A 13,484-nucleotide genomic window follows, 5' to 3' on the forward strand; every position below is an offset into this window, starting at 1 on the left:
ATATTGTATAACTACCGGTAGAGCCGGTTAACGGCCAGCCGTTCATGGAGAAGGGGGAACACTGCAGTGAAATTGTTGGGAGCGATTGAAGCAGGGGGAACGAAGTTTGTATGCGGAGTGGGGAATGAGGACGGGACGATAATCGACCGGGTCAGCTTTCCAACGACAACGCCCGAAGAGACGATGGGACTCGTGATCGATTATTTTGGCAATAAACAAGTCGACGCCATCGGCATCGGCTCATTTGGACCCATTGATCCGGTGCTGGGAAGCCCTACGTATGGATATATTACGACGACTCCGAAACCTCACTGGGGACAATATAATTTGGTAGGAGCCGTAGGCGGACAATTCAATGTGCCGATCGGTTTTGATACGGATGTGAATGGAGCAGCGTTGGGTGAATACAAATGGGGCGCGGCTCAGGGGCTGGACAGCTGTCTTTATATTACCGTTGGCACAGGCATCGGGGCCGGGGCAGTGGTCGGCGGTGAGCTGATTCACGGCTTATCCCATCCTGAAATGGGGCATATTCTCGTGCCGCGCCATCCGGAGGACAACTTTGCAGGCTTTTGCCCTTATCATGGGGATTGCCTAGAAGGCCTGGCCGCAGGTCCGGCGATCGGCAGCCGTTGGGGCCAGCCGGCAGGCGAACTGCCTGCGGATCACCCGGCTTGGGCCATGGAGGCCCATTATCTGGCGCATGCACTAATGAATTATGTGCTTATTCTGTCTCCGCAGAAGATCGTTATGGGCGGCGGTGTCATGAAGCAAAGTCAGCTGTTCCCGTTAATCCATGCCAAGCTGCAAGAGTTGCTGGGGGGTTATGTGCAGCATCCTGCGCTGAATGAAGGCATCAGCAACTATGTTGTTTCACCACAGCTTGGAGACAATGCCGGACTGTCCGGAGCGCTTGGATTAGCCAAAATGGCATTGGACAGAGCCTAACACAAAAAGAGATTGACTGTTCGGCAATCTATGGTATCCTAGGATTTAACAGTATAGCATTTAAGAGGGAGCACCTCTTTCACGTTCAGCGTGAGAGAGGTGCTTTTTGTGCGTTCAAGGGGTCTATATAGCAGTCGTGCTCTATAGATTGGAAGCTCCGGCGTTGACGCGATCATGCTTGCTGTAAGACGAGGAAGGTAGGGATCGGGATGCAGATCGTATTTATGAACCGGTTGTCGAGAATGTCAGGGGCGGACCAGGAAGCGTTTGCCCAGCTATGGATTGGCGAGGAAGAAGGCAGTTGGAGTGTGGGCTGGCGCGATTTTTCCGGAGCCGAGGAGCTGAGCGACAATATTTGGTATGAGGGCGGCTCATGGAATGAGATGTTATGTGTATACAGGCATGAGCTGGCGGTAAAGATGGGGGACGGCTACCGTCCGTTAATCGACGGCGTATTCCATGAAGAAGAGGGTCTGAACAGCCGTAATCAGGAGCAGCTCAAGCTGCAGCATTACAGCGAACAGCACGCTAACGAAGCCATCTATGAGGAGCTCTGCGCCTGGCGCAGGGGCAGGGCATCCAGTGAGCGCAAAGCGCCTTATATTCTGGCCAGCAACCGTCTGCTGCGGATGCTCAGCGCATTTCTTCCCCGCACGCCGGAGGAACTGCTGCAAATCCCGGGGGTCGGCGAGGGAAAGGCTTCGCAATACGGGGCCGAATGGCTGAACATCACTTCGGGAGCTTCGCGTGATCACAGTTATCCGCTGAGCTGGGTCAACGAGGCTGTTGAAGAGGAAGCTTTCAGCTCATGGCTTTATAAGCAGAAAGAGCTTAAGTACAAGAAACAGCTGGAACGGTTGCGGCTGCGGCGCATAGTGCTCCAGGGGATTGAAAACGGCCTGGGAATGGACCAGCTCAAAACGACGAGCGGGGTTAGCCGCCGTGAAGTGCTCGAAGCGGTAGAAGAACTGGAGAAGGACGGATATTCCGTGGAGAAGCTGATTGAGCTGGAACTACAGGGAATTTCACCAAACGAGCAGGACAGTATATGGACCGCTTATGAACTGTTGGGGGATTCCTTCCTGAAGCCTGTGCTGTATAAAACGTACGGAGAGGAATTTTCACCTGCCGAAGGGCTGGATATGTATTATGAACGGCTGCGGCTGATCCGGATCCGTTTCCGGCGCGGTACGGAGAGCGGAGTGGAGATGGCTACGGGGTTTTAGAATAAGGCTTTCGATGCCGGGGCGAAATGGAGTTGCCTAAGCGAAAGAATTGTAGCTAAGCGGGATTTTCCCCTTGCAGGAGAGAGTTCCGCTTAGGTTTTTTTTCGATTTGTATTACAAAATATGCAAACAGGGTAATGAACATTAACCTTTAGGCAGATGATCAAAGGGGATTTGCGGATTGCCGCTGAACATATTCTGGATTGGAGCTGTATACATGAATGTTTTACAATGGCTTGAAGTGTGGTATTCACGGCAATGTGACGGAGATTGGGAACACAGCCAGGTTGTCAGCATCACGACACTTGATAATCCCGGGTGGTCTGTTGACATTTTTCTGGGGGGAACTGAACTGGAGGATAAAGGTTTTGAACTGCTGAATATTGACAGGTCGGATCTCGACTGGGTATACGGCAAGGTAAGCGATAATATTTTCCAGGGAAGAGGAGGAGTGAACAATTTAGAAGAGATCCTACAAATATTTCAGCAATGGGCAATGCTTAACGAAGATTAGGAAATGATGCTATTCAGCTTCTTCTAAACAAAAAGACGAAGGCTTCCATTCCCTTGCGGTACCGGTGCCTTCGCCTAGCGTATTCGTCCGTTGTTGTTCATAGCCAATCCTTTTTGCGGAAAACAAACAGCATCCCGCAGCCGAGCGTCACCATAACGGCAATAACGCCATAGTAGCCGTACTCTGAATGGGTCTCGGGAATATTGTCAAAGTTCATCCCGTAGATCCCGGTAATTACGGTCAGCGGCATGAATATCGTTGTAATGGCTGTAAATACTCTCATAATTTCGTTGGCACGGTTGGCAATACTCGATTGGTATGCCTCGCGCAAGTTGCCCATAAGATCGCGGTAGGTCTCGAAGGTTTCAGAGATTTTGACCGCATTTTCATAAATATCGCTAAAATACTTCTGCAGCTGGTCATCGATCAGGCGGAGGTCTTTTTTATTTAGGGTGTTGATAACCTCTTTCTGCGGTCCAAGCATCTTCTTCAGCCAGAGAATTTCGCTGCGCAGACCGATAATCTCGCTAAGATGCGATTTCTTGGTATGCATAAGAATATCCTCTTCCAGCTTCTCAATCCGCACTTCAATCCGGTCGCCGACGGAGAAATAGTTATCCACGACAGTGTCGATCAGATGGTACAGGAAGCGGTCCGGCTCGCTGACCTCCTGCTCCCACAGGATGGGTTTCAGCACACGCAGTTCATGGATCTTTTGTTTGGTGACGGTAATAATGTAATGTCTGCCGAGAAACACGTTCAGTGCACGGAGGAAAATCTCCTCGTCATCAAAACGGATACTGTTGACAACTATAAAATAATGGCTTTCATAAATTTCAATCTTCGGGCGCTGCTCCTCTTCGCTGAGGCAATCCTCAACGGCCAGGTCATGCAGATTGTATAGGGGCTGAAGCAGCTCCAAATCCTCAACATCCGCATCAATCCAGTAGAAGCCCTCTGTAGGGGCTGTCAGTGTTTCTTCAATATCCTCAATAGTTGTAAAAACCCCTGCGTTCACCAGCCGGATTTTCATCTGATTCACTCCTTCTGTCCCCGGTCTTCTCCAGGGAGATGCTAATTAAAGCACAGAGAAAAAAATCAGCTTGGCCGGTGGTACAATCAATGAATCAGGCCAAATGACGTTTCGAGAGCATGAAGAAGAACTGCTCCCGCCGCCGGCAAGCTGATGTTAATCCTGTGTGGTAGCTCACTTTGCACGCTTAACTGCGCACCCGGGTCGCCTTCCATTCTTCTCTCACCTCTTCTTTTCGTCATTTATGGTATGAAACACTTGTCTAGTATAACGCCGGGGTATGCCTCTTTCAAGCAAAATTCTTTTCACTTTCAGGGGCTCTTTAGCATTGTATGGACTTGACGAAAAGGAGGTTCATGATTTAAAGTGAATTTTAAGAAAAACAACGTTTGACATTTTAGATTTTTCTAACTGAATACAGCTAAATCTTATCAAGAGCAGGTGGAGGGACTAGCCCGATGAAACCCGGCAACCGGCGTGTGAACGCACGGTGCTAATTCTTGCGGAAGCTTTGCAGGGGATATTTGAATCCCGGCAGAAGTTCTCTGGCAGATGAGAGAGGCACATATGACTGCAAATCTATGACCTTTCTCGCCCGAGAAAGGTCTTTTTTGGTTGTATTTTAAACACAAGCCGTATTAGCGGCACTCAAATTCAGTTAAGGAGTGGACACAACAATGCCAATTAAAATTCCCGACAGCTTGCCGGCCAAAGAGGTATTATCCGGGGAGAATATCTTTGTAATGGATGAAAGCCAGGCCTTCCACCAGGACATCCGCCCCTTGAGAATCGCTATTCTGAATTTAATGCCGACTAAGGAAACGACGGAAACGCAGCTGCTGCGCCTAATCGGAAACTCGCCGCTTCAGGTTGATGTGATTCTGCTGCATCCCAGCTCCCATACCTCCAAGAACACTTCGGCAGAGCACTTGAAGAGCTTTTATAAAACCTTTGACGAAATCAGCCACCGCCGTCTGGATGGATTAATTGTTACCGGCGCCCCGGTAGAACAGATGGAGTTCGAGGATGTGAACTACTGGGAAGAGCTGAAAGAAATCTTCGAATGGAGCAAACACAACGTTACTTCGACCATGCATATCTGTTGGGCTGCCCAGGCAGGATTGTATCACCACTTTGGAGTGCGCAAGGTTAGCTTGGATGAGAAATGCTTCGGAGTTTTCCCGCACACCCTGAGCCATAATAACGTCAAGCTGCTGCGCGGATTTGACGAAGTGTTCCATGTTCCACATTCCCGCCATACCGACATTTCCCGTGAGGATATCCTCGCTAATCCGGATCTGCAGATTTTGGCCGAATCGGAGGAAGCCGGAATTTATCTGGTAGCAACACATGACGGAAGACAGATTTTCGTTACCGGTCATTCTGAATATGATCCTTTTTCCCTCAAATGGGAGTATGACCGGGATGCAGCCAAGGGGATGGATGTCGCACTGCCGAAGCATTACTATCCAAAGGATGATCCGCAGCGCACACCGCCGGCCGTCTGGCGGGCCCATGCCAACTTATTGTTTGCCAATTGGCTCAATTACTATGTATACCAGGAGACCCCTTACGATATTGGTCCAATAATTTAAAAGAGAAGACGTTAGCTGCTTCACACCATATAGAAATGATTACACCACATTTAGGAGGCTTACAGATGGACGAGAAACTTAGGATTGAAAGCAGACTGGCGCAAATTGGCTCGCAGGAAGATCCCGGTACAGGGGCAGTAAATTATCCGATTTATAATGCAACGGCATTCCGCCACCCTAGACTCGGACAAAGCACAGGTTTTGACTACAGCCGCACCAAAAGCCCAACCCGCTCCGTGCTGGAAGAGGCGGCTGCGGAGCTGGAATCCGGGGACGCCGGTTTTGCCTGCAGCTCCGGGATGGCTGCGCTGACCACAGTGTTTGCGCTGTTCGGGCATGGTGACCATCTGGTGGTCTCGCTGGATCTGTACGGGGGCACATACCGGCTGCTGGAGCGGATTCTGTCCAAGTACGGGATCACCGCCTCCTATGTGGATACAAACGATCTTGATGCGCTGGAAGCGGCACGCCTTCCGAATACGAAGGCTGTATTTATTGAAACCCCGACCAATCCGCTGATGATGATTACGGATGTATCAGCCGTGTGTACGTGGGCCCGCCGCCATGGGCTGCTCACAATCGTAGACAATACGCTGCTTACCCCGTTCTTCCAGCGTCCGCTGGAGCTCGGCGCGGATATTATTGTCCACAGTGCCACCAAATATCTGGGTGGCCATAACGATGTCCTTGCGGGTCTTATCGTTACCAAGGGCACCGAGCTGTCGGCAGAAATGGCCATTCTGCATAACTCTCTGGGTGCAGTGCTTGCACCAAATGACAGCTACCAGCTGATGAAAGGCATGAAGACGCTGGCCCTGCGTATGGAGCGGCATGAGAGCAATGCGCTGGAATTGGCTCATTATCTGCTGGAGCACCCGGCTATTGCAGAGGTATTCCATCCGGGGTTGCCTGATCACCCGGGCTACGAGATTCAGAACCGCCAGTCCTCGGGCAACACCGGGATCTTCTCCTTCAAGGTAAAAGACGCCAGATATGTGGAGCCGCTGCTCCGCCATATCCGCCTGATCGCCTTCGCCGAAAGCCTGGGCGGTGTCGAGTCGCTGATGACCTATCCGGCGGTGCAGACCCATGCCGACATTCCGGTCGAAATTCGCGATGCCGTAGGCGTGGATGACCGCCTGCTGCGCTTCTCCGTCGGAATAGAGCATGTGAATGATCTGAAGAGCGATCTCGGCCAGGCGCTGGAAGCAGCGCGGATCGAGCTTGAGGAAGCTGCGAATTAAGGGAAACAACAGGGATGAGCGAGAATGAAAAATCGTTAAAATCCGCTGTCCAACTGCTTCATTTCGGCGGGGGAATCGACCGGAAAGCGAGTCGGTCGAAGACCCTATCACTGATCTGGACCAGGTTCTCGCAGGCAAATGATAAAGGATACAGGCAGCAGCGCCGCTTTATGGCGCTGCTGTTTTATTGTATGCAGAAGTAAATAATGTAAAAAATGTGGAATGAGCGGTAAAAGTGCATCTGAATTTGGCGTATGTGGGCAATGCAGCGGCATGAGCGGTAAAAGTGCGTTTGAATTCACCGTATGCCCACTAAATGGCGGATTTAGAGATTGAACACCTTAGGAGCCCCAGCCCCCAGCAAACTTCCAGATGAAGCTGCGAAGTCCATGCCCTACTTTGAGGGAGGATTTTGCCTCGGCTGAGGAATCGCGTGTACGCAAAAAGTTTCTCAAGCCGCCCGGATTGTGATACGATGAAGAAACGAGCTTATTCAAATGTTATACAAATTTAATTCATCCATCATACTAAATGGGCTTAAGAGGAGGCTGCGAACGATGAGTGCGATAGATCTTATTCTGGATAAGACGCTGAAGGGCGAACGTCTTCAATTGGAGGACACTATCCGGTTGTTCGAGAGCAACGAAATTGAGAAAATGGGCGCTGCCGCAGATATTATTATGAAACGCTGGCACCCGGACCCGCTGGCCACATTTGTGATCGGCCGCAATATTAACTACACTAATGTGTGCGATGTATACTGCCGTTTCTGCGCATTTTACCGCAGACCCGGATCCGAGGAGGGCTATGTGCTTCCGGATGAGACCATCTATCAAAAAATTGCCGAAACCATAGCCGTAAACGGTACGGAAATCCTCATGCAGGGCGGCACGAATCCGAATCTGCCGTTCAGCTACTATACGGATTTGCTGCGTGGCATTAAGCAGCGTTTCCCGGAAATTACAATGCATTCCTTCTCCCCGGCGGAGATTATGAAGATGAAGGAAGTGTCCGGCCTTTCTCTGGAAGAGGTAGTGCGGGAGATTCATGCCGCAGGACTAGATTCGCTACCAGGCGGTGGAGCGGAAATTCTTGACGACCGTACCCGCCGCAAGATCAGCCGGCTGAAAGGCTCCTGGCGCGAATGGATGGACGTCATGCAGACCGCACATAAAATCGGCATGAACACAACCGCAACGATGGTTATTGGCCTGGGAGAGAGTATGGAAGAGCGCGCGCTTCATTTGCTGCGTGTGCGTGAAGCTCAAGATGAGTGTATCGCCAATAAATATGACTCTGAAGGGTTCCTGGCCTTCATTTCCTGGACATTCCAGCCGGACAACACCAACCTGAAGCTGGACAGACAGACGCCGGAGGAATACCTGAAGACGGTAGCCATCAGCCGGCTTGTGCTGGATAATATCAAGAACTTCCAATCCTCCTGGGTAACGATGGGTCCTGAGGTTGGCAAGTTGTCCCTGCAATACGGATGCAATGATTTCGGCAGTACAATGATTGAAGAGAACGTGGTTTCCTCGGCGGGTGCGACCTACAAGGTCAACATCGAGTCGATCACCCAGCTCATCCGTGAGGCGGGCAAGATCCCGGCGCAGCGCAACACACGCTACGATATTCTGCGGACGTTCGAGGATGCCAATGCGAAGATCGACAATGATTTTGTGATGCAGAACTAGGAAGCTCCGCTGATATTCTAAGTTTAATAAACCTTCATAACAATGCGTTAGAGCACCTGTCCGTGTACTTGGCAATTCACGGGCGGGTGCTTTTTGCTGTGTGCCTGCGTGGTGATAACTAACCAGCGGCTATGTCGAATCTACTAATATTTCAAGTTTTACAAAACTATTTATTAGATTTGATAAACTTCGACAGATTCCTTAACTTTGTCATGATACACTTTTTGCGGTCGGTATAAAGAGACAAAGTGGGAGGATTATTAACTTATGAAAGTAACAAGATGGAACAAGCCTATCGCTTCAATACTGGCGGCAACGGTTCTTGGTGCGCAAGTGTTGGGAGGGATGTTTGCAGGTTCAGTTTTGGGAGCGGAAAAGGTTGAAGCCGCAGGTGCTGCAGCAGACTCTTCGGCCACAGTTAAACTGCGGCTCATGAGTACAACGGACGTGCATACAAATGTCTATGGCTGGGACTACTTCAAGAATAATAAATCCTTGACGGTAGGTCTGGACCGCACAGCAACATTGGTCAAAACGGCCAGACAAGAGAACCCGAACAATCTTTTGCTCGACAACGGTGATTTGATTCAAGGCACTCCGCTTGGCACTTATATGGCAACCAAATCGGACATTATGACAAAGGCGGGCAAAATTCATCCGCTGATCGCAGCCATGAACGTGATGGGCTATGACGCAGCGACCTTCGGCAACCATGAATTCAACTACGGGTTGGAGTATTTGGATCGGGTAGTTAATGGAAGTAAGGAAGATAGCGAAGCTACGAATGCTGATTTTAAATATGTGAATGCAAACATTTATATTGACGACCATAATGCGGATCCTGCAGATGACGTCAATGCCTATAAGCCTTATATCATCATTCCTAAGACAGTTACTGACAGCAGCGGCCAGACGCAGACGATCAAGGTGGGACTCCTTGGACTGGTAACACCGCAAATTATGGAATGGGACAAAGTGAATTTGGAAGGCAAATATATCACCAAGGATATTGCCGAAACCGCAGAGAAGTTTGTTCCCCAAATGGAGCAAGCGGGCGCAGATGTAATCGTGGCGATGGCACATACCGGATTTGATGCATCTGCCGTGAAGGGTGATCTTTCCGAAAATGACGTCAATGCGCTGAGCAAAGTGCCGGGTATCGATGCCATTACCTTCTCCCACAGCCACAAGGTATTCCCGACCAACGGGAATGATACCCTGCTGGATGCTTCTTTTAAAGATCCCGTGACCAAGCTGCCGTACAACAACGACAAAGCGGTCATCGACAATGCAAAGGGACACATCAATAATGTTCCTGCTGTACAAGCCGGCTACGGCGGTGCATACCTGGGCATCATCGATCTCTCGGTTGTCAAAGACGGAGACAGCGGCTGGAAGGTGGATAAAGCCAACTCGGAATCCTCCACACGTTCGATCTACCGCACAGAAAACAAAGTGAACATCGCAAATGTTGCTCCGGATGCCGAAGTGGATGCGGCGGTTGCTGCCGACCATGAAGCTACAATCGCGTACACCGGCCAGAAGCTGGGCGAAACTACGGCTCCGATGAACAGCTACTTCGCTATGGTACAGGATGATCCGACAGTACAGATCGTAACCTATGCGCAAAAATGGTACGTGGAGAATTACATCGCCACCAGCGCACCGGAATACAAGGATCTGCCAATTCTCAGTGTCGGGGCGCCTTTCAAAGCGGGACGAAATGGCCCTGACGAATACACCAAAATTGATAAAGGCGATTTGACGATCCGCAGCGCCAGCGACCTCTATCTCTATGACAATACGCTGAAGGCGATTCTGGTCAAAGGCAGCACAGTCAAAGAATGGCTTGAAATGAGCGCCGGTGCCTTCAACCGTATCAAAACGGGCATTTCGACGCCGCAGTCTTTGCTTAATCCTTCTTTTGCCGTATATAATTTCGATGTAATTGACGGAATTAAATACCAAATTGATGTGACCAAGAACGCAAAGTACAAGCCGGACGGGTCTATCAATGACGCAACTTCCAGCCGGGTGACGGAAGTGACCTACAACGATCAGCCGCTGGATATGAATCAGGAATTCGTCGTTGTAACGAATAACTACCGTGCCAGCGGCGGCGGCAACTTCCCAGGTGTGAAGGACTCAGTCATGATCCTGAATTCCCAGGAAGAGAACCGCCAGGTGCTGATGGATTACATTACCACTGCCGGTACAATTGATCCAACTGCTGACAACAACTGGTCGATTGCTCCGATCAAGGGGAATGTCAACGTTACCTTTACCTCTTCTCCAGCTGCAGCAGCAGTGATGACCGGGAATATTACGGATACCGGTGAGCGTGACGGACGTGATTTTGAAATCTACAATTTGAAATTGAAGGAAACCACTCCTTCGCCTACCGGGGATGTCGAGGTTCACCTTCTCGGAATCAATGACTTCCACGGTCAATTGGATACAACTTCTATGGTGGGCGATAAAAAGGCAGGTACTGCAGCTGTGCTCGCCACCTATTTGAAAGAGGCACGCGCGAAATATCCGAATTCCCTGCTGTTCCATAACGGTGACTCCGTGGGTGCATCTGCACCGGTATCCTCGCTTGAACGCGACGAGCCGACCCACGAATGGATGAACCTGATGAAATTTGATGTGGGAACCTTGGGCAACCATGAGTTCGATCAAGGTGTTGCAGCGCTGAAAACACAAATTTTCGGCGGTGTGGACCCCGTTAACAGCAAAGTTAATCATGCGGGTTCGGATTTTGATTACATCAATGCTAATGCAGTAGACAGCAAAACCGGAGAACCGATCATCACGCCTTACGTTATTAAGGAAGTTGGCGGTATCCAAATCGGCTTTATCGGCGTGGTTACCAAAGCGACGCCAAGCAAAGTATCCCCTGCCGGAACGGCTGGCGTGAAATTCCTGTCCGCTGAGGAAGAAGTTGCGGCGATTGAGAAATACGCAAAGGAATTGCAGCAAAAAGGCGTGGAAACGATCATTGTACTTGCCCATGATCCCGCTACAACTAAAAATGATGTGACCACAGGCGAAGCTGCCGATCTGGCCAACGCGCTTCCGGCCAACTCGCCGGTAGACGTTATCGTAGCCGGAGATAACCATGCGCTGGCCAATGGGGTTGTGAACGGCAAGCTGGTTGTTCAGGCTTACTCTTACGGCACCGCTTTTGAAGACATCAAGCTTGTCATTGATTCTACTACCCGTGATGTGAAGAGCAAAACGGCTGTAGTTACGACCACATTCCAGGAAAATATCACACCTGATGCCGAGACTCAGGCACTGGTGAATAAGTATCTGGCGCTTCATCCGGAGCTGACTCAGCCTGTAGGCACTACAGACGGAACGATTAACCGCAACGATGCCTACACCAAGGAATCCAACCTCGGCAACCTGATTGCCGATGCGATGCGCCAAGCCGATTTCGGTGACGGCAAAGGGACTGCTGATTTCGCCTTTATGAATCCGGGCGGCATCCGCGCTGACCTTCCAAAGGGAAATGTGGCATTTGGCGATTTGGCCAAAATCCAGCCGTTCGGCAACACGCTGGTGAAGCTGACCCTGACCGGCGAACAAATCAAAACGCTGCTTCAGCAGCAGTGGAACGTTAAAGCCGATGGAACGGTAGATACAAAAACACTGCAAATTTCCGGTCTGAAATATACGGCCAACATGTACCTGCCGGTTGCTGACCGTGTGGCCAACCTTACCAAGGCTGACGGAACCGCGATCAGCATGACTCAGAGCTATACGGCAGTAGTCAACAATTTCATGGCTGCAGGCGGTGACAATTACAGCGTATTGACAAAGGCAAGCGCAACTTTGCCGGGACCTATTGACCTCGACGTGTTCTATGACTACGTTGTGAAGACATTCAAGGGCGGTGCCATTACTGCGGCGCTTGAAGGACGTATCGTCAATAATCTTACGGCTCCTAGTACAGGAGGAGGCGGTACATTACCGACAGCAACACCAAAACCTTCTCCAACCACATCAGCAAGCCCGTCGCCTAGCGCAACACCTGCGCCGGCAGGAACCTCAGCGCCTAGCGCAACGCCGGTGCCGAGTGCAACAGCGGTTCCTGTATTTAAGGATCTGGGCAAGGTAGCCTGGGCACAGGAAGCGATCAGTGCTTTGGCCGCCAAAGGCATTGTCAAAGGCCTGGACGGCAATACTTTTGCTCCGGCGAAAACTGTAACCAGAGCAGAATTTGTAACCATGCTTGTTCGTTCACTGAACCTTAGCACGCCAGGAAGTGCAACGTTCAAGGATGTTAAGCAAGGAACCTGGTATTCTGAGCCGATCTCCATTGCGGTGAATGCCGGTCTTGTAAAAGGCTCCGGAGATAACCGCTTTGAGCCGGGACGTGTAATTACCCGCCAGGAAATGGCGATTATGATTGCGGGTGCGCTTAAAGAGCAGCTGCCTTCCGTAGACAAGACTGCGGTTTTGGCAAAGTTCGCCGATAAGTCCTCCATTGCCTCCTATGCCCAGGAAGCTGTTGCACAGCTGACAGAGCTTGGAATTCTGAATGGGATGGATGACGCCAAGTTTGCACCGAAATCTAATGCGAACCGTGCTCAGGCAGCGGTGATCATCTACCGCATGCTGGAGAATAAAGCATCTTAATTTCAGCTTTTACCCGGATGTTCCGCCGGCTCTCTTAGAGAGCAGCGGAACATCTTTTTTTAAAATATAAAATTTATATGCTTCACGTTATAAATTATCATTCTATTTCTCGCTGAAACGATGCCCTCCTTTTGAGGACGGTGAAGTTGTTTCCACTTGTGCCAAGAATGTTTATTTCCTTTGTAAAAAAGGCCCATGCGGTTATGTGCGCATGGGCCTTTCATTGTTCATTAAGAGGATATCCGGCAGAAAGTTGATCTCTGCAGCCCGCTGACCGCTGCGGCTGCTCAGGGATTACTTCGCTGCAGCTTCCCACTTGCAGCGGATGGGGGAAACAATCGCATTTTCTTTCTTCAGCTCGGTGAAGGCTTTGTCAATGGCTTTGCGTTCCAGTCCCGACAGCTTTTCCACTTCACCTGCGCTAAGCGGGTTCGGCGAAGCTTTGATAATATCCAATACCTGTTCTTTAACACTCATGTTTTCCACTTCCTCGTTTGATTTTTGTGTATCACATTAGCTTTGCTAGATAGATTGAATTTAAGATTTTCCCATTAGGCGAGGACGTAGCTACGGTGAAAATTTG

10 protein-coding genes and 1 riboswitch are annotated in these 13,484 nt (G+C 50.2%); of the genes, 8 read left to right on the forward strand and 2 right to left on the reverse strand.

Annotation, left to right across the window (positions count from 1 at the left end; genetic code table 11):
• The first annotated feature begins 66 nt into the window (after nucleotides 1–66).
• The 3 genes from H70357_RS09500 to H70357_RS09510 all read left to right on the forward strand — a co-directional run bounded on the left by H70357_RS09500 (nucleotide 67) and on the right by H70357_RS09510 (nucleotide 2,688).
• Complete coding sequence (locus H70357_RS09500) at nucleotides 67–948, forward strand: ROK family protein (protein ID WP_038588339.1); 882 nt, start codon at nucleotides 67–69, stop codon at nucleotides 946–948.
• Between the two features lie 209 nt (nucleotides 949–1,157).
• Nucleotides 1,158–2,174, forward strand: coding sequence for an HRDC domain-containing protein (locus H70357_RS09505; protein WP_038588341.1), 1,017 nt, complete (start codon nucleotides 1,158–1,160; stop codon nucleotides 2,172–2,174).
• 217 nt (nucleotides 2,175–2,391) lie between these two features.
• Nucleotides 2,392–2,688, forward strand: coding sequence for an immunity 53 family protein (locus H70357_RS09510; protein ID WP_038599105.1), 297 nt, complete (start codon nucleotides 2,392–2,394; stop codon nucleotides 2,686–2,688).
• A gap of 97 nt (nucleotides 2,689–2,785) precedes the next feature.
• Here H70357_RS09510 and corA read toward each other — a convergent pair whose 3' ends face one another.
• Complete coding sequence (corA, locus tag H70357_RS09515) at nucleotides 2,786–3,721, reverse strand: magnesium/cobalt transporter CorA (protein ID WP_038588344.1); 936 nt, start codon at nucleotides 3,719–3,721, stop codon at nucleotides 2,786–2,788.
• Between the two features lie 425 nt (nucleotides 3,722–4,146).
• Nucleotides 4,147–4,280: riboswitch (SAM riboswitch) on the forward strand.
• 118 nt (nucleotides 4,281–4,398) lie between these two features.
• Here corA and metA point away from each other — a divergent pair.
• From metA to H70357_RS09540, 5 genes are all read left to right on the forward strand, one after another.
• Nucleotides 4,399–5,316: a homoserine O-acetyltransferase MetA gene (gene metA, locus H70357_RS09520; protein WP_038588346.1), complete on the forward strand. Its 918-nt coding sequence runs from the start codon at nucleotides 4,399–4,401 to the stop codon at nucleotides 5,314–5,316.
• Nucleotides 5,317–5,381: 65 nt separating this feature from the next.
• Entirely contained in the window at nucleotides 5,382–6,560 is a 1,179-nt protein-coding gene (locus H70357_RS09525) for an aminotransferase class I/II-fold pyridoxal phosphate-dependent enzyme (protein WP_038588349.1), read from the forward strand.
• 14 nt (nucleotides 6,561–6,574) lie between these two features.
• Nucleotides 6,575–6,763: a hypothetical protein gene (locus tag H70357_RS09530; protein ID WP_038588352.1), complete on the forward strand. Its 189-nt coding sequence runs from the start codon at nucleotides 6,575–6,577 to the stop codon at nucleotides 6,761–6,763.
• A gap of 354 nt (nucleotides 6,764–7,117) precedes the next feature.
• The gene (gene mqnC, locus H70357_RS09535) at nucleotides 7,118–8,254 is read left to right on the forward strand and encodes a cyclic dehypoxanthinyl futalosine synthase (RefSeq protein WP_038588354.1); all 1,137 of its coding nucleotides are present in this window, start codon (nucleotides 7,118–7,120) and stop codon (nucleotides 8,252–8,254) included.
• 267 nt (nucleotides 8,255–8,521) lie between these two features.
• A complete protein-coding gene (locus tag H70357_RS09540; RefSeq protein ID WP_038588357.1) occupies nucleotides 8,522–12,901 on the forward strand; it encodes a bifunctional 2',3'-cyclic-nucleotide 2'-phosphodiesterase/3'-nucleotidase in 4,380 nt (1,459 codons plus the stop codon).
• A 294-nt stretch (nucleotides 12,902–13,195) separates the two neighbouring features.
• On the opposite strand, the gene H70357_RS09545 is transcribed toward H70357_RS09540, so the two are convergent.
• Nucleotides 13,196–13,378: a hypothetical protein gene (locus H70357_RS09545; protein WP_038588359.1), complete on the reverse strand. Its 183-nt coding sequence runs from the start codon at nucleotides 13,376–13,378 to the stop codon at nucleotides 13,196–13,198.
• Between the last annotated feature and the right edge of the window lie 106 nt (nucleotides 13,379–13,484).

The organism is Paenibacillus sp. FSL H7-0357 (assembly GCF_000758525.1).
In the GTDB taxonomy this organism is placed as follows: Bacteria; Bacillota; Bacilli; order Paenibacillales; family Paenibacillaceae; genus Paenibacillus_AQ.

Excerpts from the sequence above, each read along its gene's own strand:
- H70357_RS09540 (WP_038588357.1), top strand. The coding sequence starts at position 8,522 with ATGAAAGTAACAAGATGGAACAAGCCTATCGCTTCAATACTGGCGGCA.
- H70357_RS09530 (WP_038588352.1), top strand. The coding sequence starts at position 6,575 with ATGAGCGAGAATGAAAAATCGTTAAAATCCGCTGTCCAACTGCTTCAT.
- metA (WP_038588346.1), top strand. The coding sequence starts at position 4,399 with ATGCCAATTAAAATTCCCGACAGCTTGCCGGCCAAAGAGGTATTATCC.
- H70357_RS09505 (WP_038588341.1), top strand. The coding sequence starts at position 1,158 with ATGCAGATCGTATTTATGAACCGGTTGTCGAGAATGTCAGGGGCGGAC.
- corA (WP_038588344.1), bottom strand. The coding sequence starts at position 3,721 with ATGAAAATCCGGCTGGTGAACGCAGGGGTTTTTACAACTATTGAGGAT.
- H70357_RS09525 (WP_038588349.1), top strand. The coding sequence starts at position 5,382 with ATGGACGAGAAACTTAGGATTGAAAGCAGACTGGCGCAAATTGGCTCG.
- mqnC (WP_038588354.1), top strand. The coding sequence starts at position 7,118 with ATGAGTGCGATAGATCTTATTCTGGATAAGACGCTGAAGGGCGAACGT.
- H70357_RS09545 (WP_038588359.1), bottom strand. The coding sequence starts at position 13,378 with ATGAGTGTTAAAGAACAGGTATTGGATATTATCAAAGCTTCGCCGAAC.
- H70357_RS09510 (WP_038599105.1), top strand. The coding sequence starts at position 2,392 with ATGAATGTTTTACAATGGCTTGAAGTGTGGTATTCACGGCAATGTGAC.